This is a genomic window from Myxosarcina sp. GI1(2024), from assembly GCF_053543375.1.
Window position 1 is genome coordinate 101,450 of sequence record NZ_JBKGTY010000006.1, and the last position, 22,381, is coordinate 123,830.

At 40.8% G+C, this 22,381-nt stretch carries 17 protein-coding genes, 1 pseudogene and 1 other annotated feature; of the genes and pseudogenes, 4 read left to right on the forward strand and 14 right to left on the reverse strand.

Translation table 11 applies throughout. The annotated features are described in order from the left end of the window. Window positions 1–233: 233 nt before the first annotated feature. Window positions 234–1,055: a sequence feature (16S ribosomal RNA rRNA prediction is too short), on the reverse strand. A gap of 282 nt (window positions 1,056–1,337) precedes the next feature. From trmB to ACLFKQ_RS20750, 7 genes are all read right to left on the reverse strand, one after another. Continuing rightward, the gene (gene trmB / locus ACLFKQ_RS20720) at window positions 1,338–1,982 is read right to left on the reverse strand and encodes a tRNA (guanosine(46)-N7)-methyltransferase TrmB (RefSeq protein WP_449001645.1); all 645 of its coding nucleotides are present in this window, start codon (window positions 1,980–1,982) and stop codon (window positions 1,338–1,340) included. Window positions 1,983–2,338: 356 nt separating this feature from the next. Further along, window positions 2,339–2,878, reverse strand: coding sequence for a DUF4330 domain-containing protein (locus ACLFKQ_RS20725; protein WP_449001646.1), 540 nt, complete (start codon window positions 2,876–2,878; stop codon window positions 2,339–2,341). 485 nt (window positions 2,879–3,363) lie between these two features. Continuing rightward, complete coding sequence (locus ACLFKQ_RS20730) at window positions 3,364–4,206, reverse strand: universal stress protein (protein WP_449001647.1); 843 nt, start codon at window positions 4,204–4,206, stop codon at window positions 3,364–3,366. A gap of 192 nt (window positions 4,207–4,398) precedes the next feature. Further along, a complete protein-coding gene (gene ilvB, locus ACLFKQ_RS20735; protein WP_449001648.1) occupies window positions 4,399–6,258 on the reverse strand; it encodes a biosynthetic-type acetolactate synthase large subunit in 1,860 nt (619 codons plus the stop codon). Window positions 6,259–6,505: 247 nt separating this feature from the next. Further along, window positions 6,506–7,096 (reverse strand): hypothetical protein, encoded by a 591-nt coding sequence (locus ACLFKQ_RS20740; RefSeq protein ID WP_449001649.1) that lies wholly within the window; start codon window positions 7,094–7,096, stop codon window positions 6,506–6,508. Between the two features lie 112 nt (window positions 7,097–7,208). Continuing rightward, the gene (locus ACLFKQ_RS20745) at window positions 7,209–9,020 is read right to left on the reverse strand and encodes an ABC transporter ATP-binding protein (RefSeq protein ID WP_449001650.1); all 1,812 of its coding nucleotides are present in this window, start codon (window positions 9,018–9,020) and stop codon (window positions 7,209–7,211) included. A gap of 347 nt (window positions 9,021–9,367) precedes the next feature. After that, on the reverse strand, window positions 9,368–10,777 hold the full coding sequence (locus ACLFKQ_RS20750; protein ID WP_449001651.1) for a sensor histidine kinase: 1,410 nt from the start codon (window positions 10,775–10,777) through the stop codon (window positions 9,368–9,370). Between the two features lie 209 nt (window positions 10,778–10,986). Between ACLFKQ_RS20750 and ACLFKQ_RS20755 the strand changes: the two genes are divergently transcribed. Further along, window positions 10,987–11,865, forward strand: a complete 879-nt coding sequence (locus ACLFKQ_RS20755) for a 3'(2'),5'-bisphosphate nucleotidase CysQ family protein (protein ID WP_449001652.1) — start codon at window positions 10,987–10,989, stop codon at window positions 11,863–11,865. A gap of 229 nt (window positions 11,866–12,094) precedes the next feature. Here ACLFKQ_RS20755 and ACLFKQ_RS20760 read toward each other — a convergent pair whose 3' ends face one another. Next, window positions 12,095–13,195 carry a hypothetical protein gene (locus tag ACLFKQ_RS20760; RefSeq protein ID WP_449001653.1) on the reverse strand — a complete coding sequence of 367 codons (1,101 nt, stop codon included), beginning with the start codon at window positions 13,193–13,195 and terminating at the stop codon, window positions 12,095–12,097. Between the two features lie 221 nt (window positions 13,196–13,416). Continuing rightward, window positions 13,417–14,442, reverse strand: coding sequence for a phosphoribosylformylglycinamidine cyclo-ligase (purM, locus tag ACLFKQ_RS20765; RefSeq protein WP_449001654.1), 1,026 nt, complete (start codon window positions 14,440–14,442; stop codon window positions 13,417–13,419). Between the two features lie 345 nt (window positions 14,443–14,787). Between purM and ACLFKQ_RS20770 the strand changes: the two genes are divergently transcribed. Then, window positions 14,788–16,416: a peptide chain release factor 3 gene (locus ACLFKQ_RS20770; RefSeq protein ID WP_449001784.1), complete on the forward strand. Its 1,629-nt coding sequence runs from the start codon at window positions 14,788–14,790 to the stop codon at window positions 16,414–16,416. A 68-nt stretch (window positions 16,417–16,484) separates the two neighbouring features. Here ACLFKQ_RS20770 and ACLFKQ_RS20775 read toward each other — a convergent pair whose 3' ends face one another. From ACLFKQ_RS20775 to ACLFKQ_RS20790, 4 genes are all read right to left on the reverse strand, one after another. Continuing rightward, window positions 16,485–17,327 carry a helix-turn-helix domain-containing protein gene (locus tag ACLFKQ_RS20775; RefSeq protein WP_449001655.1) on the reverse strand — a complete coding sequence of 281 codons (843 nt, stop codon included), beginning with the start codon at window positions 17,325–17,327 and terminating at the stop codon, window positions 16,485–16,487. Between the two features lie 15 nt (window positions 17,328–17,342). Then, the gene (locus ACLFKQ_RS20780) at window positions 17,343–18,107 is read right to left on the reverse strand and encodes a pseudouridine synthase (protein ID WP_449001656.1); all 765 of its coding nucleotides are present in this window, start codon (window positions 18,105–18,107) and stop codon (window positions 17,343–17,345) included. 144 nt (window positions 18,108–18,251) lie between these two features. Beyond that, complete coding sequence (locus ACLFKQ_RS20785; protein WP_449001657.1) at window positions 18,252–19,193, reverse strand: glycosyltransferase family 2 protein; 942 nt, start codon at window positions 19,191–19,193, stop codon at window positions 18,252–18,254. Between the two features lie 171 nt (window positions 19,194–19,364). After that, a complete protein-coding gene (locus ACLFKQ_RS20790) occupies window positions 19,365–19,547 on the reverse strand; it encodes a hypothetical protein (RefSeq protein ID WP_449001658.1) in 183 nt (60 codons plus the stop codon). 111 nt (window positions 19,548–19,658) lie between these two features. On the opposite strand from ACLFKQ_RS20790, the gene ACLFKQ_RS20795 reads away from it, so the two are divergent. After that, window positions 19,659–20,951, forward strand: coding sequence for an oligosaccharide flippase family protein (locus tag ACLFKQ_RS20795; protein ID WP_449001659.1), 1,293 nt, complete (start codon window positions 19,659–19,661; stop codon window positions 20,949–20,951). A 108-nt stretch (window positions 20,952–21,059) separates the two neighbouring features. Next, window positions 21,060–22,112 carry a glycosyltransferase family 2 protein gene (locus tag ACLFKQ_RS20800; RefSeq protein ID WP_449001660.1) on the forward strand — a complete coding sequence of 351 codons (1,053 nt, stop codon included), beginning with the start codon at window positions 21,060–21,062 and terminating at the stop codon, window positions 22,110–22,112. 14 nt (window positions 22,113–22,126) lie between these two features. Here the strand turns inward: ACLFKQ_RS20800 and ACLFKQ_RS20805 are convergent. Beyond that, a pseudogene (locus ACLFKQ_RS20805) lies at window positions 22,127–22,381 on the reverse strand (hypothetical protein); the annotation flags it as partial.

The following is a 22,381-nucleotide window of genomic DNA, read 5'->3' on the forward strand; positions in this document are numbered from 1 at the left end:
GAGGGTTGCGCTCGTTGCGGGACTTAACCCAACATCTCACGACACGAGCTGACGACAGCCATGCACCACCTGTGTTCCGGCTCCCGAAGGCACCTGGGGTTTTCACCCCAGTTCCGGACATGTCAAGCCCTGGTAAGGTTCTTCGCGTTGCATCGAATTAAACCACATACTCCACCGCTTGTGCGGGCCCCCGTCAATTCCTTTGAGTTTCACACTTGCGTGCGTACTCCCCAGGCGGGATACTTAACGCGTTGGCTACGGCACTGCTCGGGTCGATACAAGCAACGCCTAGTATCCATCGTTTACAGCTAAGACTACAGGGGTATCTAATCCCTTTCGCTACCCTAGCTTTCGTCCCTGAGTGTCAGTTACGGCCCAGTAGAGCGCCTTCGCCACTGGTGTTCTTCCCAATATCTACGCATTTCACCGCTACACTGGGAATTCCCTCTACCCCTACCGTACTCTAGCCTCCCAGTTTCCACTGCCTTTCCAGAGTTGAGCTCTAGTCTTTGACAGCAGACTTGACAGGCCACCTGCGGACGCTTTACGCCCAATGATTCCGGATAACGCTTGCATCCTCCGTATTACCGCGGCTGCTGGCACGGAGTTAGCCGATGCTGATTCCTCAAGTACCGTCACTGTCTTCTTCCTTGAGAAAAGAGGTTTACAACCCAAAAGCCTTCCTCCCTCACGCGGTATTGCTCCGTCAGGCTTGCGCCCATTGCGGAAAATTCCCCACTGCTGCCTCCCGTAGGAGTCTGGGCCGTGTCTCAGTCCCAGTGTGGCTGCTCATCCTCTCAGACCAGCTACCGATCGCCGCCTTGGTAGGCTCTTACCCCACCAACTAACTAATCGGACGCGAGCTCCTCTTCAGGCGAATTTCTTTCACCCCTTAGGGCATATTGGGTATTAGCAGTCGTTTCCAACTGTTATCCCCATCCTGAAGGCAGATTCTCACGCGTTACTCACCCGTCCGCCACTCTCTCTTGCGAGTTCGTTCGACTTGCATGTGTTAGGCATACCGCCAGCGTTCATCCTGAGCCAGGATCAAACTCTCCATGGTAAACTTCACCATGAACTCAGTTCATCGTTTAGCTCTTGTTTTTTTTGGTTTTATATGTTGATTTCAAGCAACTTTTGACTTGGTGTTTTATCGTCAAACTATTGGTTTGTCTTGGTTCGGGGCGACGTTGAGAACTTCCTCTCTCAACCGCGCATTTACCAATATACCCACTCTATTTTTTTTTGTCAACTTCTTTTTTCGGTTTTTGAGAAAACTACGGCTCGAAACGAGCTAAATCTACCGTGTACTATAAATATTCAGGAAATATTCAGGCTCAATAATTAACTCGATTTTTTTTGAACAGAGTTCGATACACGGGTCGATCTTGAGAGAGAACATAAAGTTCCCTTTCTGTTAGCACTGGAAAGGGATTAGTACTCAACCAGTTTTGATGTTGTCTAACCAATAAAAAATTTGCTGCAAAGCGATCGCTCATTTCTTCTGCTACTTCTCTGATATCAGATTGCAAAAAAACGGTTCCGCCTTCGACTAAGTAATTCGATAAGATTGCGACTAATTCGGGCTGCACGACTCGCCGTTTATGGTGTTTGTTTTTAAACCAGGGATCGGGAAATTGGATAGAAACCGTGTGTAAGGTATTCTTACCCAAAGAATCAAGTATTGCTGATGCTGAATTATTAATATTTCCAAACAGATAATGTAGATTCTTTGAGTTTAGCTGGGTCTTCTTTTGATTGGCATCGGTGACTAGAGATTGGCGAATTTCTATTCCTAAAAAATTCGTTTCTGGCTTAAGCTGCGCCATTTGCAGTAGAAATCGACCCTTAGCACAGCCAATATCAAAATGAAGAGGACGATTTAGATCGTAATAAATTTTATTCCAGTCCGGTAATAATAATGGCTGCTGAAACTTACTACTTAGGGGATTGACATGTTGGCGAATACGAACTTTGGACAATTTAAGTTCTCCAGTAATATCATGCACTTCAAAACAGACAAAATATATTCATTAGACAGGGTAATCGCATCAAAATCTGAGAATGCTTGAATAGCAAGGGTTTTTAATTTTTATGCTTTTATGAACCGATCGCTAAAAACCTTATCTTGTATAGACTTAAAAATTAGATGCGATTACCCTGATTCATTAGACTTCTTACATATCAAACGAGCGCTAACTACTTAAGCTAAGGATAGAGGTCAAAGGAAAAAGGTTTGATTGTTTATTGGTGCGAAAAGTCTCCTGTAGATACTAATGTTACCTTCAGAGATACCACTGTCGTTAAAGCAAAAAAGTTATTGAAAAATTACTATCAATCACTTAACCTCAGTATCTACAGAAATAATAGTACCGTTAAAATCGTACATTTTGCCTTGTAATTGAATGGGCGTACCTATTTTTACTTTTTTAGTGTTATCTAAAACAACTCCACTGTTGGTAATTTCGGCTCGTCCACGCAAAGTCATGACCATATCTTGAATCAAACTAACTTCGGGACGTGGATCGGGTAAAGCTTTTACCGTCCCGTTGGGTTGTGGAACTGGCGTAGTCCTTGGCAGGGGGGAAACTGCAACAATTTCAACTTCTCCTGCAGGTTGATTGCGAATTACAATATCAGATTTTTTGTTGGTTTCAAATTCTTCTAATAAACGATCGAAATTGCCTACGCTCAATCCTTTCACCAAAACTTGTACCTCTATTGGTTTTAATTTAGTTTGAGCGACTATAGTTTGAGTTAAAGGGGTGCCAGGAAAGAAAAAAATACCAATAATAACTAGCAAGATGACCGAAGCAGCGCCTAGATCGAGAATACTTACTTTACTAAATAATCTACCTTTAGAATCGATGATTTTCATAACTAGCAGTTGGCAGCATTTAAAGATTTGATCTCGTCTATCTTATCGAAGAAAATTTGTTACTGTTGACGGTCAAGTAATGAATTACTTGGCTCTAGCAGTATGAATCGAGGCAAGGTTTTTTTTGTATCTTAGAGGCGCAATCTAGTATGTGAGCGCTGGTTCGTGCTAGAAAATGCCATTCTAGCCACAGACTCGTATACTCCGCGAGAGGAACGATGAAATACAAAAAGTTGCAAAAATATTTTATAAAAAAGCTAATTTCAAGTTTAACTAGAGCGCAAAAAAATAAGGTCAAAGAGACCTCGCGTTGAAAAGGAGGAACGCACCCTGGGGATTTTCAATCCGCCAAGGAAACGCGAGCGAAGCTCCGCACCCTCGCATAAGTTGCTGTCCTCTCCAAGGGCTGTCTTCGATGCGAGGCTTTCTCTGACTCCGTCAATTTTTAGCTCTGCGATCGCCTGTATTCGCTCTCAATATACCGCTCATTCTTCTCTTCTAGCTAAAAGTACGGGACAATCGGCTTTAATTCTAATGTAGTCAGATAAAGAGCTGCCTAGCAAACGCTCGAGATCGGGTAAACTTTTGGCTACAGAGGGTCGGCGTTCGGGAGAACCTAGGATTAACAGATCGATATTATTTTCGGCGACTAAATTGCAGATTTTGATAGCGGGTCTACCCCCAGCGACGATACATCGATAGTCAAATCCTTTTGCTTTTACTTTAGCTACAGCAGGAGCGAGAATCGGGTTATGCTCCATTTCTTCTTTTGAGAGAGCTAGATTGGGTTCTAGATCGGGATTGACCCGCATTAAGACGATCTCTGCATCGTGATAACCGTTTAACAAAAATAATCCCAGATCGAGAGCGTATTGAGCGGCAGGTGATTTATCTAAGGCGATCGCTACCCGTTTGATTCGTTTTACATAAATATCGTCTTTAACGAGCAACATCGAGCGCTCGGTCAACTGGAAAACGTATTGACTGATAGAATTACTGAGGATCGATTGCAATTTGCCCAAGCCACGCGATCCCATAATAATTAAATCCGCATCGATTTCTTTAGCCACATTTAAAACTGTGGTTTTGGGTTCGCCTTCGCGAATCATGGTAGTAACTTTGCTATCTGGGCTCAATTTGGCTTTGAGACTGGCGAACTGTTCTTGGCTTTCTAAATTTGCAGCAGTTTCTGCTTCTTTGCTGGTAGAAGAAGTAACGCGCAAAATAGTTATTTCTGATTTTTTAAGTGCGGGAAGCCCTAAAAGTGTTTTTAGCATATCTCTGGCATTAGTTGCGCCAGAGTCAGCATATAAAATTTTATCCAGCATTGCTCTAACTTAATTTTTAAATTTTTTTCTGATTCTAGATTACTGCTAATGGCGATCTCCAAGGGAGGCAAAAGGAAAGAAACTTAACAACTTAAGAGTTGGGCAAGTTTTTTTTTCATAAAGAAAAAGCAATTACCCGAGTAGGTAATTGCTCCCATGAACCGATCTCACCTTTGGTATAGACAATGGCGATTATATTTTAGTGCCGCATTCGGGACAGAAATTATGGCTAGCAGGATTTTTTGCACCGCAGTTGGTACAGTTATTAATTACCTCAGATCGATGAAATTTGTTTGCTTGCGGCAGTCCGATCATTTGAGCATTATTTTTTCCGGGAGCGATCATCGGATAGCAATTTTCATGTTTGGTTACTCTGGCATCGACCAAAACCGAACCATCATGAGCTAACATTTCGGCAATTTTGGTTTGTAATTCGCTGCGATCGCTAATTGCCATACCTTTAATACCATAAGCTCGTGCCAATAGCTCGAAGTCTGGCATCCCAATTTCCATATTAGAAGAAGAATATCGTTCGCCAAAAAAGGCTTGTTGCCACTGGCGTACCATTCCCTGCCAACCGTTGTTGATGATTACGGTTTTAACTTTGATGCCAAACTGAGTTAGAGTTGCCAACTCTTGCAAATTCATTTGAAAACTGGCATCACCACTAATACAGATTATTTCTTCTTTTGGTAGTGCAACTTTAGCTCCCATAGCTGCAGGTAAACCATAGCCCATAGTTCCCAAACCCGCACTGGAGATCCAGCGGCGAGGACCGTTTTTCAAAAACTGTGCCGCCCACATTTGGTGTTGTCCTACGTCTGTGGTGTAATAGGCATGAGGAGCTTGACGACCAATTTCTACAATTACTTCTTGGGGTGAAATGCCGCTTTCTGGTTGGGGTGCAGTTAGAGGATAATCTCGGCGCCAGTTGGCAATGCGCTGTAACCAAGGCTGAGTGCGCTCGCTGTCTGACAGATAGTTTGATTCTCTAACCCGTTCGAGCATTTGTTCTAATACCTGCCGTACGTCTCCAACAATTGGCACTTCTGGAGTGCGATTCTTACCTACTTCAGCGGGGTCGATATCGATGTGAATGACTTTGGCACGAGAGGCAAATTCGTCCAGTTTACCGGTAACGCGATCGTCAAATCTGGCTCCTACCGCAATTAAAAGATCGCATTCACTTACGGCAAAGTTGGCGTAGGCAGTTCCGTGCATGCCCAACATTCCTACGGATAAGGGATGATGTTCGTTAAAAGCTCCTAGTCCCATCAAAGTAGTAGTTACGGGAATTTGGAAGCATTCTGCCAATTCGCGAATTTGTCGATGGGCATCTGAAGCGACCGCACCACCGCCAACGTATAACAGAGGCTTTTCTGCTGCCGAAATCAACGAAAGAGCCGCGTTTATTTGGCGGGGATTGCCTTTTACTGTAGGACGATAGCCAGATAATTTAACTTTTCCTGGAGATACTGGTATGTAATCGAATTCTTCAAAGCCAACGTCTTTGGGAATGTCAATTAGCACTGGACCTGGACGACCCGTGCTTGCAATATGAAATGCTTCGGCAACGGTTTGCGCCATATCTTCGGCATGGCGTACTACATAAGAATTTTTAACTATCGGTAAAGTAATGCCAAAAATATCTGTTTCCTGAAAGGCATCAGTACCGATCGCCGCCCTGCCAACCTGTCCTGTAATTGCTACCATTGGGATTGAATCCATATGAGCCGTAGCAATACCCGTTACTAGATTGGTGGCTCCAGGACCAGAGGTAGCGAAGCAAACACCGACTTTACCCGTAGCGCGAGCATAACCGTCAGCAGCATGAGCGGCAGCCTGTTCGTGTCTGACCAAAATATGCTCGACCTCTCCTCTGGCTTCGGCACGATATAACTCGTCATAAATTGGCAGTATGGCACCGCCGGGATATCCAAAAATATGTTTTACCCCGTGTCGACGTAGACTATCCATGAGAGCATATGCTCCCGTGCGTCGTTGAGGTAACTCGATCGATTGTGGGCTTTGAGGAATGCTTGTAGAAACCACTCTTGCTAACCGTATTATTTAATTTAAATATTTGTTATTTATTATTATTCTAGAATTTGTTGTCTGTGATGCAATACAATGAAACATCGATCGCTATACTTGAATTTTTCAGTTTAAATTAATTCCCTCCTTTTGTCTAGAAGCTAAATCGCAGTATCACTACAAGACTGCTCGCTCGGAAGACCCATTTTCCGAAACCTACCAATCGGAAAATTTTCAAGTTTTGATGACATTCAAACGGTAAACTTTAAAGCCTTTGATGTCGTCTTAGTAAAGCTTGCAAGCATTCAGCAGCAGTACAGCGAGTTTTCAATTCAGAACCAATCGTTCGCCATCCCCAACAGAGATCTGGCGCTTGCCACATAGCTAGATGTTCTCTGCTGGGATCTGCATAAAAACTTTCATCACCCTTACCCAAACAAGCCGAACTCCAGTGAGTAAAATAGTCGTGACTGAAGCGATATATAGGAAAGTTAGCTAGCAAGGGTACTCCCCAACCATCAATTGCTACTAAAGCCTCAATCTTACCTCCTTGTAATTGCCAAGCTACTGCCGCGCCAATTCCCCCGACTACTCCAGCACTAAAAGTAATGAAAAATAGAGGGGGGGCATTCTGTGGCGATAATTCATATTTTTTTCCTAACCATCGATAGATATCTATAGCCGAATATGCTGGATATTTCTCGGTAGGAAAAATTAATAGACGCTCTGATAAGCTGCGAGGGCGTTCTGGACATTGGCTGAGTCCTTCCCGCCAATCGCTCGTTAGCTGTAACCGCTCGACAAAGCTATCGGTTAGATGAGTGGGATGTATGCCAGGACAAATAATAAGTTTCACTTGATGCAATAGAAAAATTTATCTGACTCTCTTGGTCAAAAATGGCGGAACGGCGATTAACAACTAACCATCAACGAGCGAACTTTGAGTGTATTTTAGTTTTGAGTGTATTTTAGTGTAGTTCTCCCGTTTCCTGTAAGGAATGAAGTCGATGATAAATACCACCGCGATCTAATAGTTCTTGATGGCTGCCAATTTCTATAATTCTTCCTGCATCTAAAACGACGATTTTGTCGGCTTCCCGAACCGTACTGAGACGATGGGCAATAATTAAAGTAGTACGAGTACCCAAAATCGATCGCATCGCTAGCTGAATCGAACGTTCCGATTCGTAATCTAAACTAGAGGTAGCTTCATCAAATACTAAAATATCGGGATCTACTAATAAGGCTCTAGCAATACCCAAACGCTGTTTTTGTCCTCCAGAAAGTCTTACCCCTCTTTCTCCCACTACGGTAAAGTAATTTTGTGGTAACTGGTAAATAAATTCACTGACTCTAGCGATCTGACAGGCTCGTTCGACTTCTTGCCAACTCACAGTAGGATTGCCATAAGTTAGGTTACTAAGTAGGGTACCGTTAAACACATCTACGTCTTGATGGACGATTGCCAGTCTACGACGGTAACTAGCGATATCCAGAGTACGAATATCTTCTCCATCGATTAGAATGCGTCCACTATCTGGTTCAAAATAGCGGAATAGTAATTTAATCAGCGTCGATTTTCCCGAACCAGAACGTCCGACTAAAGCGACAGTTTGATAGGGTTCTACGAGCAAATCGATATTTTGAAGGATCGGACGTTGGGGATCGTAGCCAAAGGTGAGATGAGAGAATTTTAGCTTACCCGTAAATTTATACTGGCGATAGCTGGCAGCTTCCGGTTCGAGACTAGCTGCATCAGTACCAGTAGGAAGCTGCATAAAATCGTGAAACCGCTTCATCGCCGCATAACGACGGGCAAAGGTTTCTGACAATGAAGTAATCGGGTCGAGTTCGGCATAAGCCATACTAGAGACTGTTAGGGTAGTGATAAAATGTCCCAGAGTAATATTTCCTCTAACGGTGGCAATTAGGGTAAACAAGAGAATTAGAAAGACGCAGCTTTGAATTGTAGTTCGCAATTGCGTTGCCAAAACCACATATCCTTTATGAATGCGATAGGTAACGTATTGATACTCACGTTCGACTCGTAGTTGTTGTCGTTTTAATTCTCGCGCCTCGCTAGCAAAGGCTTTGACAGTTTTGATATTGGTAATAATTTCCGAAGTACGACTTTCAGTACTTTCTTGATGTCTTTCTAGTAGTTCTTCTTTGTCGATCAGTATTTTTAAGCGTTTGAGACTATAACCGAGAATCAAAACAAAAGAAATTAAAAAAGCGACCGCAATGGGGCGATCGATAAACAAAATCATCACAAAAATTCCTAAAATCCTAGCTAACTTGGGAATTAGCTGTCCAGCAATTTCCGGATAAGTCCAAGTATGATTTTCTATACCCCTAGCAATTCTACTGGCAATCCGCCCCGGGTTATTCTCGTCGTAAAATCCTAAAGGTAAAGTCAAAATTTTGGCAACTACCTGGCGAAAATGATCCCTTCTGGCTTTTAGAGCGATTAGCCAATGATACCAAGATCCAATCCAAGGTTGGATGGGCGATCGCACTACAGTGACGATAAAAATTATCGCTAACAACACTACTAAAGATAGTGTTTTGTGTTCTAGATTAGCGATCGCAGCAGCGCGAGCGATTAAAAATTCAATTGGTCGATCTACAGGCTGTGCGGAAAGAACATTGAGAATTTGTCCGATCGCATAGGGAACGATGAGGTCGATTATTTCGAATAAACTAGAGGCGGCAATACTAAACAGGGCGATCGCCCTATATTTGCTAAAGTAGCCAACTATATCCCGCAAAGATGCCATAATTCTGTCACCGATTTAGCTTAGTTTATTTACGGTAGCCGCAGCAAATGCGGGTTAAACTGAGATCTTGCACCTAATCCGTAACTGACTTGTGGTATTAGGAAAAAGGGAAAAGGAGCGTAAATGGACGATCGATCCTAGATTATTAAGTTTATTTGTAAGGCGTGCAAGATGTGAGTTAAAAATAATTTGTAAGTTAAGCAGCTATAGGAAATATCGAACGTTAGCGACAAGGATCTAGTTCGATTGTTGGTTGACTCAGATTATCACTGAGTCCCATGGTTAATGTAACGACAAATCTTCAAAGTTTGCTAGTAAAATTGCTAAAACCTGCAATAGCAGAACTGTCAGGAAACTTGAGGCAAAGTCACCGTAAAAGTCGTACCGCGATCGAGCTTGCTTTCCACTGTAATCTGTCCTCGATGGTTGTCGACAATTGCATAGGCGATCGCTAGTCCCAATCCCGCACCCGTAGGGGTAGAAATGTTTCTCTGATTGCTGCGAGAGGAATCAACCCGATAAAAGCGATCGAAGATGTGGGGTAAAGCAGCTTCGGGAATACCGCTACCAGTATCTTTTACTTTTACCTGTAAATAATTTTGACCTTTTTCTCTAACTAAGATTCCTTTCGGTGCTCTTTCGACTAGTTTTAATTCTACTTCTACCGAAGCTGACTGACGAGCATCCGATTGACAATTTTCTGTCTTTAAATCGCGATCGTGCGGGCGATTTTCGGTATGTTCGATCGCATTGGCAACTAAGTTAGTAAACAGACGTGATAATCGATCCCAATCCCCCATCACGGTAAAAACATCTTCATTTTCCTCTTTATCTTCCGGTTCGACGATATGCAAACCTAAAAATAGTTCTTTTTGTTCGGCAGCGATTTTTTGTTCCTCAATAACCTCAATTAGCAATGCATCTATAGGTACTGGCTGCCACTCTAGTTCGACCATGCCGCTATCAGAACGAGCTAAAAACAATAAGTCGTTAACCAATCTACCCAACTTTTGCGTTAAGCGTTCGATTATCTGTAGCTGACGCTGCTGTAATTGAGGTTCTGCTTCTGGATAAGCTAGTGCCATCTGAACGTTGGTTTGAATCGTCGCAATGGGATTGCGTAATTCGTGAGAAGCATCGGCAGTAAACTGTTTGAGACTAGAATAAGAATTGATAATTGGCTCGATAGCAATTCCCGACAGCCACCAGCCAATTGCTGCTGCCGACAAAACCATCAAACAAATCCCGATAATTAAATCTTGAGTTAGCTGACGGATCGGTTTGGTTACTTCAAACCAGGGATGACTAACCCGCAGATAACCCAGTACCCGATGTTCCAATTCCACTTGCTGTACGATTTGGCGTAAAATGCGATCGCCTGAAAGATGAACCGTTTCTGCTTTACGATTGGGATGTAAGGGATAATCTATCGGTTCTTCAAAGGTAGACCAAAGTAATTCTTTTTTGGTATTAAACCACTCTAACTCGATGCGATCGTCTTCAACTACATCGACGTTATGACTAAAACTAGCATCGACATTAATGGCATAGCTACCCCTTGTCGCGGCAAGAGGTTGAATTACTAAAGAACGATCTACTACCTCGATCACGTGCTTGAGAGTGTCATCAATGCGATCGATGAGAGTATTGCGGACATAAAAATATACTCCGGTGGCAAACAACAAGAGCAAAATAGCAGTAACTGCGGCATACCATAAAGCCAAGCGTAAACGAGTCGAGCGAAATAATAAATTCATCGAGCAAATTTCAAGACCCCGATTTTTTTTCGAGTGTCGATTGATACATTGTTCTACTTTCTACCAATCATTTTCACAAGTTTTTGGGCTATTTGTCCGCTAGATTATCTAGATCTATGAATTGAAAAATACTAAAAGTTAATTGGCTTCGTTTTTTGAAGATTGAGATATATTTAGTGGGGAAAGTAGATCTAGAAGAGAAGAGAATTTTGAACGACATTCAATCCGAATTAGCTGAAATCCTCGACATAGCTCGCTCTGTAGCCTGGGGCGCGGCGGATATATTAAGTTCCTACTACCAGCAAACCGACGAGGAAAGAGACTTAGAGATTAAAAACAAAAAAGATGGTCCCGTTACTCAAGCCGATCTGGCAGCGAATCACTATATTTTAGAGCGATTGCAAAATGAACTGGGCAAAGAGGAATTTGGCTATCTCTCGGAAGAAACTTTCGATGTCAAAAAAGCCGAACCAATAGACAAATCTTGGGTATGGATTATCGACCCTCTCGACGGTACCAGAGATTTTATCGATAAAACTGGTGAATACGGTATGCACCTCGCCTTAGCTTATGAAGGTCGCCCTGTAATTGGGATTGTAGCGATTCCCGAGGCTGGTAAAATTTATTCTGCTTCCAAAGATAACGGGACATTTGTCGAAACCAAAGCTGGAGAAGTCCAATCCATAACTGTAAGCGATCGCGCCAATATTCAAGAACTATATTTAATTGTTAGTCGTACTCATCGTGACGAGCGTTTTCAAAAGCTGATCGATCGTTTACCTTTTAAAGGTACGAAACACATGGGCGGCGTTGGCGGTAAAATTTCTACTCTTCTCGAACGCGAGTCCGACGTTTACATTTCACTCTCGGGTAAATCTGCTGCTAAAGACTGGGATTTTGCCGCACCAGAATTAATCCTCACCGAAGCCGGCGGACAATTTTCCTATGCCGACGGCAAACCGGTTTATTACAACCAAGGAGATGTCAAAAAATGGGGATGTATCGTCGCTACTAACGGTAAGTGTCATCAAACTCTCTGTGAGAAAATTACTGCAACTATCGCCGAAATAGATCGAGAAAATCAATAAAGTGACTGGGAAGGAAGCACGGGAGATAAGAAGCTATAAGTAATATATCGTTGACAAATTACTTCAAGATACTAGTTGCTATTGGCTACTTGCTGTTGCTTCCTTGCCGTTGGTTAACTTTAGTTAAATTTACTTAAATAACTTAGCTACTTTCTTTTTTGGCTAACTTTTCATCGAGATGTTCTTCATATTTGTTATATACATACTCTCCAGAAATATCTTGTTTGAATTATTTGGGAAGCCGATAATTGTTTGCTGTATATTCAGTTCTAATCGTCGTCAGCAACCGATAGGGCTTTTGCCATTTTTCTAAAAATTCTAATAATTTACTGAAGTCATAATAAGATTTTTCATGCCGATTTATTAATCCAATGTATTGAATTAAATTAGCATGAGTTTTGGGTTCGCTTTTGCCTTGTGGAATTTCAATAATTGGTGCAATTTTATCGAATATTTCAAAGTTTTCAATAACTATACCAACTAATTCTTGGGAATCACGCAAATCTCTACCTTTAAGGCGATCGATAATATCTGATACTGTTTTTAAAATAGAGTAATCAGCAAGATTATATTGTTTGAATAGACGCAGTAGTTTTAATCCCAGCTGCTGTTCTGCAATTAAATTTATTTCTTTTACATAACCTAGTAAAGCGGTTTTTCCCTCCTCAGTATTTAATAAAGGCAAAACTTCTGCTAATTTTTGTTCTATTCCATCTCGAAATTGTTGTTTGTCAAGATCTTTAGTTAGATTATCTACTACGAAATTATAAAGTTTTTGCTGCTGAGAACTACGAAAGCGTAACTCAGTTTGTTCAATTCTTAAAAAAGACTTTTGGGTTACAATTCCCGCTTTTAGTAGCTGTGCGCTATGATTTAAAAGTTGACATTCTGGATCGTTTTTGCTCAAAGCAATTTTAATCCGAACGAATAATAGAAATTCTTTGTTGTCAAATTTTTCGTCATCAAATTTCGCTAATCTTTCACCAATTGCTGATAGTTCTTCAAAAGCTTTATTATGTCTATACGTTACTCCCGTAGGGACTTGAGGTTTACCGTGTTTAGAACGCCACTTCTCGATCGAACTTCTCGCAAGACTTTGCTCTCCCCAAACCAAAGAATGTCCAGCATATTTAATAATAGGAAAGGCACAAACACTTAAAATTGCTCCAATACTAATTAATACGTAGGTAGGGAAAGAATTATCAGTTTCTTTTGTAGAATTTAAAGACTCTGAACTTTGTGAATCTGCTTCATCTTTGTCAAAAGCTTTTTTTAAAGTGTCGATTTGCCGCTTAATTCTTTTTTTGCTATCTCCTAGTTCTTCAATCAATTCTTCCTCGGATAAATCTTCACGCTCGCGATTGGTATTATTATTATCTTTTTCAGATTGTTCTTGAGATTGTTTTTTGCCTCCACCTAATTTTTCTAAAAGCTGTATTTTTTGCTTGACCTTTTTATCTCTTAGATTTGGCTAAAACTCGATTACACGAACTTAGAGTACCCATTCGATTTAACGAGATTGCCAATGCCAGGTGATTTTATCTGTCAGTATTACTTCTCGATCGCCAAATTACCTTCCCCTTTGAGAATTTCTCCAATTTGATAAGCTGAAATATTTTTCGATTCAAACCAATTAATCGTAAATTCTGCTCTTGCTGCTGGTACGATCAGGACGAAACCCACACCCAGATTAAAAGTATCGAGCATTGCTGCTTGGGTTACGTTGCCAGCTTCAGCCAGCCAGCGGAAAATTGGCGGAACTTGCCAACTATTGAGATTTATTTTTAGCGATCGCCCTTGGGGTAAACAACGAGGCAGATTTTCTGGTAAACCTCCCCCAGTAATATGCGCCATACCTCGAACTTCTACTCCTTCACTAAGTAATTCTAAAACCGGTCGGACATAGATGCGGGTTGGTTTAATCAACTCTTCTCCGATAGTTTTACCGCCTAAGATTTCTGGTGCGTAATCCCAACTTAGTTGTTGAGACTCTACAATTTTGCGTACCAAACTAAATCCGTTACTATGAACCCCCGCACTAGCTAGGGCAATCGCTACATCACCAACTTCAATCTGCGTTCCGTCGATCAGTTTGCTTTTCTCGACTACTCCCACGCAAAAACCAGCGAGATCGTATTCGCCAAGTTGGTAAAAACCTGGCATCTCAGCAGTTTCTCCCCCAAGCAAACTACAGCCACTCTGCCGACAACCTGCGGCAATTCCTCTAACTACTTCTGCCAATTGTTGTGAGTTGAGTTTACCCGTAGCTAGATAATCCAAAAAAAACAGTGGTTCTGCGCCACTAGTCAAAATATCATTGACACACATGGCAACTAAATCAATACCAATCGTATCGTGGCGATTTAGAGCTCGAGCGAGTTTTAGCTTGGTTCCTACTCCATCCGTACCCGATACTAAAACGGGTTCTCGATATCCCGATGGCAGTTGAAAACAGCCGCCAAACCCGCCTAAAGTACCTAAAACTTCTGGTCGATGGGTGCTTTCTACGTCTTGACGAATTCGAGTAACAAAAGAACGTCCTGCTTCAACATCAACACCAGCGTCTTTGTAGTCCATGAGTAATTAACGAGATTAAAGTGTAAGTAGGTGACTTCTGTGTTTAAATCATAGGATTTTTTGGCAGCTTGTAGACTAACACTTAACTATGAAATGGAAGATAATCCACCATAATTACCCAGGTGAATATTTCACTGTCACTCATCTCTGGCTTGACTCCTGGTAATTTTTCTCAGGGTTTTACCTTTCGGTTCTACTAGAACAAAAATTATCTATGCTATTCACAAGAAAAAATTTTTAGAAGGAAAGGTTGGTAACTTTTATCTTCTATATTTTCCGGCTTTTTTCCTAATTTAGTCTAAGCTTATAATAATTATTAGTAATCATTGCTTGAAAAAGTACTTCATGCCCGCAGAACTTCAAACTGAAATCGAACAAGCCGTAGCCAGTCGCCGTAATTTTGCGATTATTTCCCATCCCGATGCCGGGAAAACTACCTTAACCGAAAAACTATTGCTTTACGGAGGCGCGATTCACGAAGCAGGAGCGGTGAAAGCCAGAAGAGCCCAACGTAAGGCGACTTCAGACTGGATGGAAATGGAACAACAACGGGGCATTTCCATTACCTCAACAGTACTACAATTTATTTATAACAGCTATCAAATCAACCTTTTGGATACTCCAGGTCACCAAGACTTTAGCGAAGATACCTATCGAACCTTGGCGGCAGCAGATAATTCAGTAATGTTGATTGACGTGGCAAAAGGTTTAGAACCTCAGACCCGAAAATTGTTTGAAGTCTGTCAGATGCGATCACTGCCAATCTTTACTTTTGTCAATAAATTAGACCGCCCAGGACGTGAAGCATTCGAGCTAATCGATGAAATCGAACAAGAACTAGGACTGCAAACCTATGCGGTGAATTGGCCGATCGGTATGGGCGATCGCTTCAAAGGTGTATTCGATCGCCGCAAGCAGCAAATTCACCTATTCGAGCGTCGCGCTCACGGAAGTAAAGCTGCACAGGATCTGGTTATCGACCTCGGCAATCCGCGTATTGAAGAATGTTTAGAACCAGACCTTTACTATCAACTAAAAGAAGAACTAGAGATTCTCGACGAAATTGGCTCCGACTTTGACTTGGAGCAGGTACAGGCAGGGAAAATGACCCCAGTATTCTTTGGTAGTGCCATGACCAATTTTGGCGTGGAACTGTTTTTAGAAGCCTTTTTAGAATACGCGCTTCCACCAGAACCCCACAAGTCTTCTATCGGAGAAATCGAGCCTACCTACCCGGAATTTACGGGATTTGTCTTTAAACTTCAGGCAAATATGGATCCCAAACATCGCGATCGCGTGGCTTTCGTGCGGGTTTGTACGGGCAAATTTGAAAAGGACATGAACGTCCAACACGCGAGAACGGGTAAGACAGTGCGTTTATCTCGTCCTCAAAAGCTATTCGCTCAAGGAAGGGAATCTCTCGATGAGGCATATCCAGGAGATGTTATCGGTTTGAATAATCCCGGCGTATTTGCGATCGGCGATACGATCTATCAAGGTAAAAAACTCGAATACGAAGGTATACCCTGTTTTTCTCCCGAAATGTTTGCCTATCTGAAAAATCCCAATCCTTCTAAATTCAAACAGTTTCAAAAAGGCATTAAAGAACTGCGAGAAGAGGGGGCGGTTCAAATTATGTACTCCACTGATGAATTCAAACGCGAGCCGATTTTGGCAGCTGTGGGACAGCTTCAGTTTGAAGTAGTGCAATTTCGTATGAGTAACGAATACGGCGTTGAGACTACACTAGAACTTCTACCCTACAGCGTGGCACGTTGGGTAGAAGGAGGCTGGTTGGCTTTAGAAAAAGCAGGGAGAATTTTTAATGCCATCGCCGTTAAAGATAACTGGGGCAGACCGGTATTATTGTTTAAAAACGAATGGAATTTACGACAGATCCAACAAGACAAACCAGAACTCAAACTCAACTCCACTGCACCAGTGGGAGTTGGCTTAGAACCAGACATGGATTGAGCCAATTTTAAAAATTTTCCAGCTTTCTTGAAGCGAGGCAATGCGATCGTCTATAGTTTGGGAAAACCCTAATTAACCGTATAGGTTACTTCTTGAACCTGTCCTGGTTCTCCTAGTATTTGCTGCTTTTCATTATTAAAAGTTACAGCAACACCCCCTGCATTGCCCGCACGAATAGTTACTCGTTCTTCGCCAGTCCAAGTTCTTTTAGTGCCTTTAGGTAAAGTCCCTTCAAAAACTTTTTGACCGTCAACCACTACCTTGAGCCAACATCTGTCTTCTAGATCGATCCCTACCATTACCCCTTGGGATTGGCTAGAGCGATCGACTACTAAGGCAGGAAGAGAATCCCCTGTTGGCGAATTTCGACTTGCACTCTTCTCATTTCCTTGGAAATCTGGTGACACTCTCGTTATTCGTTCTTCTTTTGTCGAATTGGCATCTACTGATGAGGCCTTCTCAGAATTTAGTTCGGAAGCTTGCTCGATAACCACAGGGCGTTCGACTAAACCTGCAATACCTCTAACGGAAAGTCCTACCAGTAAGATATAAAACAAGTAGAGATGGAGCGATCGCAACCGAAAATTAACTAAACACTTTTTAAAGAAATTTTTCTTTGATGAAGGCGAAGTCAATTTAGTATTTTTGGCTGTAGATACCAAAGTAAATTCGGGTAGTTCTGCGTCGATAGTGCGGGCAAATTTGATAATTAAAGCTCTAATATAAAATGGTTCTGGCAGTTCATCTACATCCCCATTTTCGATGGCGACTAAAAGACGTTTGGGAATTAGGGTTTTTGCCGCAACTGTATCTAGTGAGATTTGTTTTTCTGTCCGAATTTGATGGAGAAAGGCGCCTATTTCCTGGAGTTTTTGCAATTCTATCCGTAAACTTTTTTCTTGATTTTTCATTAGACTGCGCTCCTTCTAGCTGCAGTTAACTTCTTGATAAGGATGGAAATTTTTAATTAGCTCGACCTCAGATTTCGTTAAATGTCTGTAACTACCACTTGCTAATTCTGTTGTATCATGAGAATTCAAAGAAATCGAGCTGATCGCCGTACGGTGTAGTTGCATGACTTTAAATCCTAATTTCTCTGCCGTGCGCCGTATCTGACGATTTCTCCCTTCAATCAGAACGATTTTTAAGAGAATTTGTTTACCTGAATGACCAACTATTTCCACTTTTGCCGGTAAAGTCTTTTTTCCATTGAGATTTATACCATCGCGCCAACGTATCAAATCTTGTGAACTAGGATATTTATCCAACCAAACCAAATAAGTTTTGGGCAGATGGTAGCGGGGATGGGTTAAATTAAGAGTAAGCTCGCCGTCATTGGTAAGAATTAGTGCCCCACTAGAAGCAAAATCGAGCCTGCCTACGGGATGAATTCCCTTACCTCGTTTGAGGGTATCCGGTAACAAATCTAAAACGGTGGGACGACTTTGGGGATCGCTACAGGTACAAACGACACCAGCAGGCTTATTAAGTAACAAATAGACCGATCGAGGGCGATCGGCAAAACTAATCTGTTTGCCATTTACCTCTAATACATCTACTGACAAGTCAATTTTGTCTCCAAGCTGTGCGGTTCTACCATTGAGCTGCACTTTTCCTGCTATTATCATTCTCTCTGCTTGTCGCCGCGAAGCAATTCCCCATTGGGATAAAATTTTTTGCACTCGTTCCATTGAGAAATTCTCCACTATGCTATTTACCAGCGCTTATTGAGAAGTTACCATTGAGGTCTGTTGGGTAAGGCTTTCGTCTTATTTGCTAAGTTTTGAGTTTCTTGTTTTGTCTCTTATACTCTTGACCCGCTTCTTAATCTTGCTTTACAGACATTCTCTAAGGGTGCTGACCTTTTTATATTCTTGATAATAAAGTCCTAGTAGACCACCTAAAGTTCCCATTCCTCTAAAAATATATAGTAGGGAAGTTGCCACGGCAGCTTTCCCCATAAACAAAGAAGGAACTAAGCCAAAAGTACCAGTAATTATTAAACCAAATCCCTTTAAGACCCGCAGTGACTGGACTGAAAAAGAAGGATGTAGTTCTTTCTCATGTGAACTATGATTGCTCCAAGTACGATAACCTCGAAACAAAATCCATTTTAAATTAGTACGTGATTCACTAATAATATCGTATACAATTGCTTTGTCTGCCCAGGTAATTTTATATCCAGCTTTATTGAGTGTTAGAAATAAATAAGAATCCGAGCCTCCAGAAGTAGCAAAACGATTATCAAAAACTGGATTAAATTTACGCAATATCTCTGCTTTAACTAAGACATTATTGGTAAAGGCTACCGGTCTTCGTTCTCCTGTTTGATAACGAGGTAACTGAAAAAATTTCCCCTTCATAATCCAGTCTGGAATCTGACTATCCTCAAAAAGAGGTACCACAGGTCCCGTAACAATATCTGAACCATATTCTTGCTGTACTAATAGCAAGTTTTCTAGCCACGATCCCTCAGGGATTTCGTCATCATCTAGAATAGCAATAAACTCTGTATCGGGAGAAACCATGGATATAGAGTGGTTTCGAGCATATGTGATACCTCGTTGAGCTTCTACACCCGTCTTAAGTTTCCATTGAAATTCTAATTCTATTTCTTCACAAATTCGCTCGGCTAATCCAGAGGTATCATTGTCAACCACAATAACTTCAATTTCGGGACACTCAATTTTCCTAAATACTTGTTCATTTATTCCTTTGAGCAAAAGTCGCAATCCTTCTGGTCGTTTGTAAGTTATGACACATATTGAAATCAACATATTATTGTTCCTGAAATTATTTTTTAAAAAGTTAAATTAAACTCATCCTATTTTATCTAGATCTAGTAGATGATGTGGATGCCAGTAAGGATAGCATTAATATTAAAGGATGTCTGAGAAGTTATGTATGCTGCTATACGTCGAAGGAATCATGGCAATTTGTATCATAGCTTAAGCAGTTTTGGGTAAAACTGCGTAAACTTTAGTCAATCTACGACTTCCAAAAGGGTTCGTCAGTGGCTTATGGGGAAACCCCCAAGACCGTGCTGACTCACCAATTAAACCAACCAAGGTTCTCGTCACTAGCCAACGACAAGGTAGAACTTCAAACCCTCGAGCAGTATTGGAGCTCATCCCAGTTTAAATTATCCAGCGATAGTTATCCATTTTGTTAACTCGCTGTAATTCTTGTAAAATAAAGCCTCAGTTAAAACAAATTTTTTTAAGTCTTAAAAATCAAGGAATTTGAATCATATCAAAGCCAAAATCATCCAGATTGCCAATAAATCATTATTCAAAGACACTTCCTGGATGTTAATAGCCAGGTTAATCAATATATTATTTCAACTAGCTTATTTCGTAATTTTGACTCGTTCGTTAGGTACTGAAAATTATGGAGCTTTTGTTAGTGTTTCTGCTTTAGCTTCTTTACTATTTCCTTTTGTTTCTCTCGGAAGCGATGATATTTTAGTCAAAGAAGTGTCGGTGAATCGACAAGTTTTTTCAAGTTACTGGGGAAATACCTTGCTGATTATACTGATTAGTAGCATTGGTATAACCGGGTGCTTATTGTTATTCACTAAAGTGATTTTACCTAATAATATTTCGCAATTGGCAATCGCACTACTACTAATTGCCGATTTACTTGGTTTGGGATTGCAAGAAGCTAGTAATAAAGCATTAAGAGCCGTAGGCTTAGTACATAAGGCTGCTCAACTAGTAGTTCTGAATACCGTAAGTAAACTTTTAGCTGTATTGTGTTTAGTTACCTTTACCAATCAGCTAGATTCTTCTAACAATATAGGTTTTAATTATTGGTCTATACTATACTTTGTTACATCGTTTGTAGTAAGTTCAATCGCTGTTTTAACTATCAACAAAATAGTCGAAAAACCGAGCTTTAAACTATCCAGAGTAAAGTCAGATCTCGCACGAGGAATTTATTTTGCGATTGGGATGTCAGCCAATAATATTAATAATAATATTGATAAAACTATGCTAGCAAGTATGGCAACCTTAGAGTCTGCGGGTATATATGGTTCGGCTTACCGCTTTATTAATATCGGCGATGTTCCCACGATAGCGTTGTTCAATGCTAGCTACCCTCGATTCTTCAAGCAGGGTTCTCTTGGACTGACAAACAGTCTTAGTTTTGCTAAAAAATTGCTGCCCATAATCTTGATATATGGTGTCATTTGTTTGGCTACATTTCAAGCTTCTGCGCCTTGGGTACCTGAAATTTTGGGTAGTGAATACCATAATGCTATTGTTGCTTTACGTTGGCTAGCTCCTCTTCCATTAATTAATGGTTTACAATTATTAGCTGCTAATACTTTAACAGGTTTGGGATATCAAAGAATTCGCAGTATAGTTCAGGTAGCTACAGCCGGGATGAACATATTATTAAACATTTGGTTAATTCCGATTTTTGGCTTGTATGGAGCAATTTGGGCAACATTAACTTCCGACGGGATTAGAACGATTTGTCTTGGTATAATTTTGCTTTTCTTATACCGTTTTAATAACAGATTAAAATAGTTAAAATAAATGTATTAACTAGCTAATACTAATTATTAGGTGTTGCTAAATAAGTAGTGATTTAGATAACTCGAGTGACTAGCTCAGTTGTAAACTAGAGGTATTATCGTGAAAATCAGTATTGGTATTCTCGCATATAATGAAGCAGAAACAATTTCTAATGTTTTATACTCGTTATGGGAGCAAAGTTTGATACAATATAACAATGACAACATTATCGAAGTTATTGTAGTTACTAATGGCTGTACTGATAATACAGCAGAAATAGCACAAAAAGTCCTAGAAAATTTATCCCAAGATTTCGATGCCGCTGTAATTCAATGGCAAGTCTGCGAAGTAGAAGAATCAGGAAAAAGTAATGCTTGGAATTTGTTCGTTCATCAATTTTCTGCTCCTGATACTGACTTTTTTTTCATCATGGATGCTGATATCACGCTATGTACTAGAGATTCTCTGGATAAAATGCTAGATGCATTAGTTCAAAATCCAGAATATTGGATATCTTTGGATCGATTAATTAAAGATGTTGAACTGAAAAAAAACAAGAGCTTTTTAGAAAAGCTATCAGTAGCAGTTTCGAAGACTTCTAACCAGGGACAGCTATACATATGTGGTCAACTTTACTGTGCTCGCGCTTTAGTATTACGTGATATTTGGATGCCACCAGGTTTGCATATAGAAGATGGTTTTTTGACAGGAATGATTATTACCGAAAACTATACTGTTAAAAATCCTACTTTTGAAAAAAGAATTGTGCGGGTCAAAGAAGCATCCCATGTCTTTGAAGCTTATATTAATCCAAAAAAGTTACTCGATCATGAAGTAAGAGTTGTCGTGGGAATCATAATTAATATTTTCCTGGGAAACTATCTTCAAGGAAAATGCGGTCCCGATTTAACAGCAGGAGAATTAATTACTGAGTTGAACGAAAAAAACCATTTTTGGTTAGACAACTTTATTAAAGAAACAGTAGCCTCTAAAAGCTGGTGGTTGATACCAAATTTTTTACTCTTTCGTCGTTATCGTTCTTTACAATATCATTCCCCTTTGGAAGCTTTATTAAGAATTCCCATCGCCACCCTAGCATTTATAGTGGACTTAAGCGTTTTCATTCGTGCTAATCGTGAATTACACCAAGAGGTAATTAGTAGTTATTGGTAAACGTTAATGAACTACTAGCTGCTACTCCTTTGAGTAGCTAGTTTCTGACGCTTCATCTGAGCTAGTCGCTGAAAACCTCCGCAGTATTTCACCTTGGGGTTAGCAGTAGAGCTAGACTCATCAGCAGTCTGAGAGGATCGTTCCAATTCCCTTGCCCAAGCGAGACAGACTTGAGCGGAATTTAGGTCTCTATTTTCGACGTGGTTGCAAGTGGTATTAGCGGTACTTAAACAATTTAAACAGACAAAATAAGATAGAATACCTTTGCT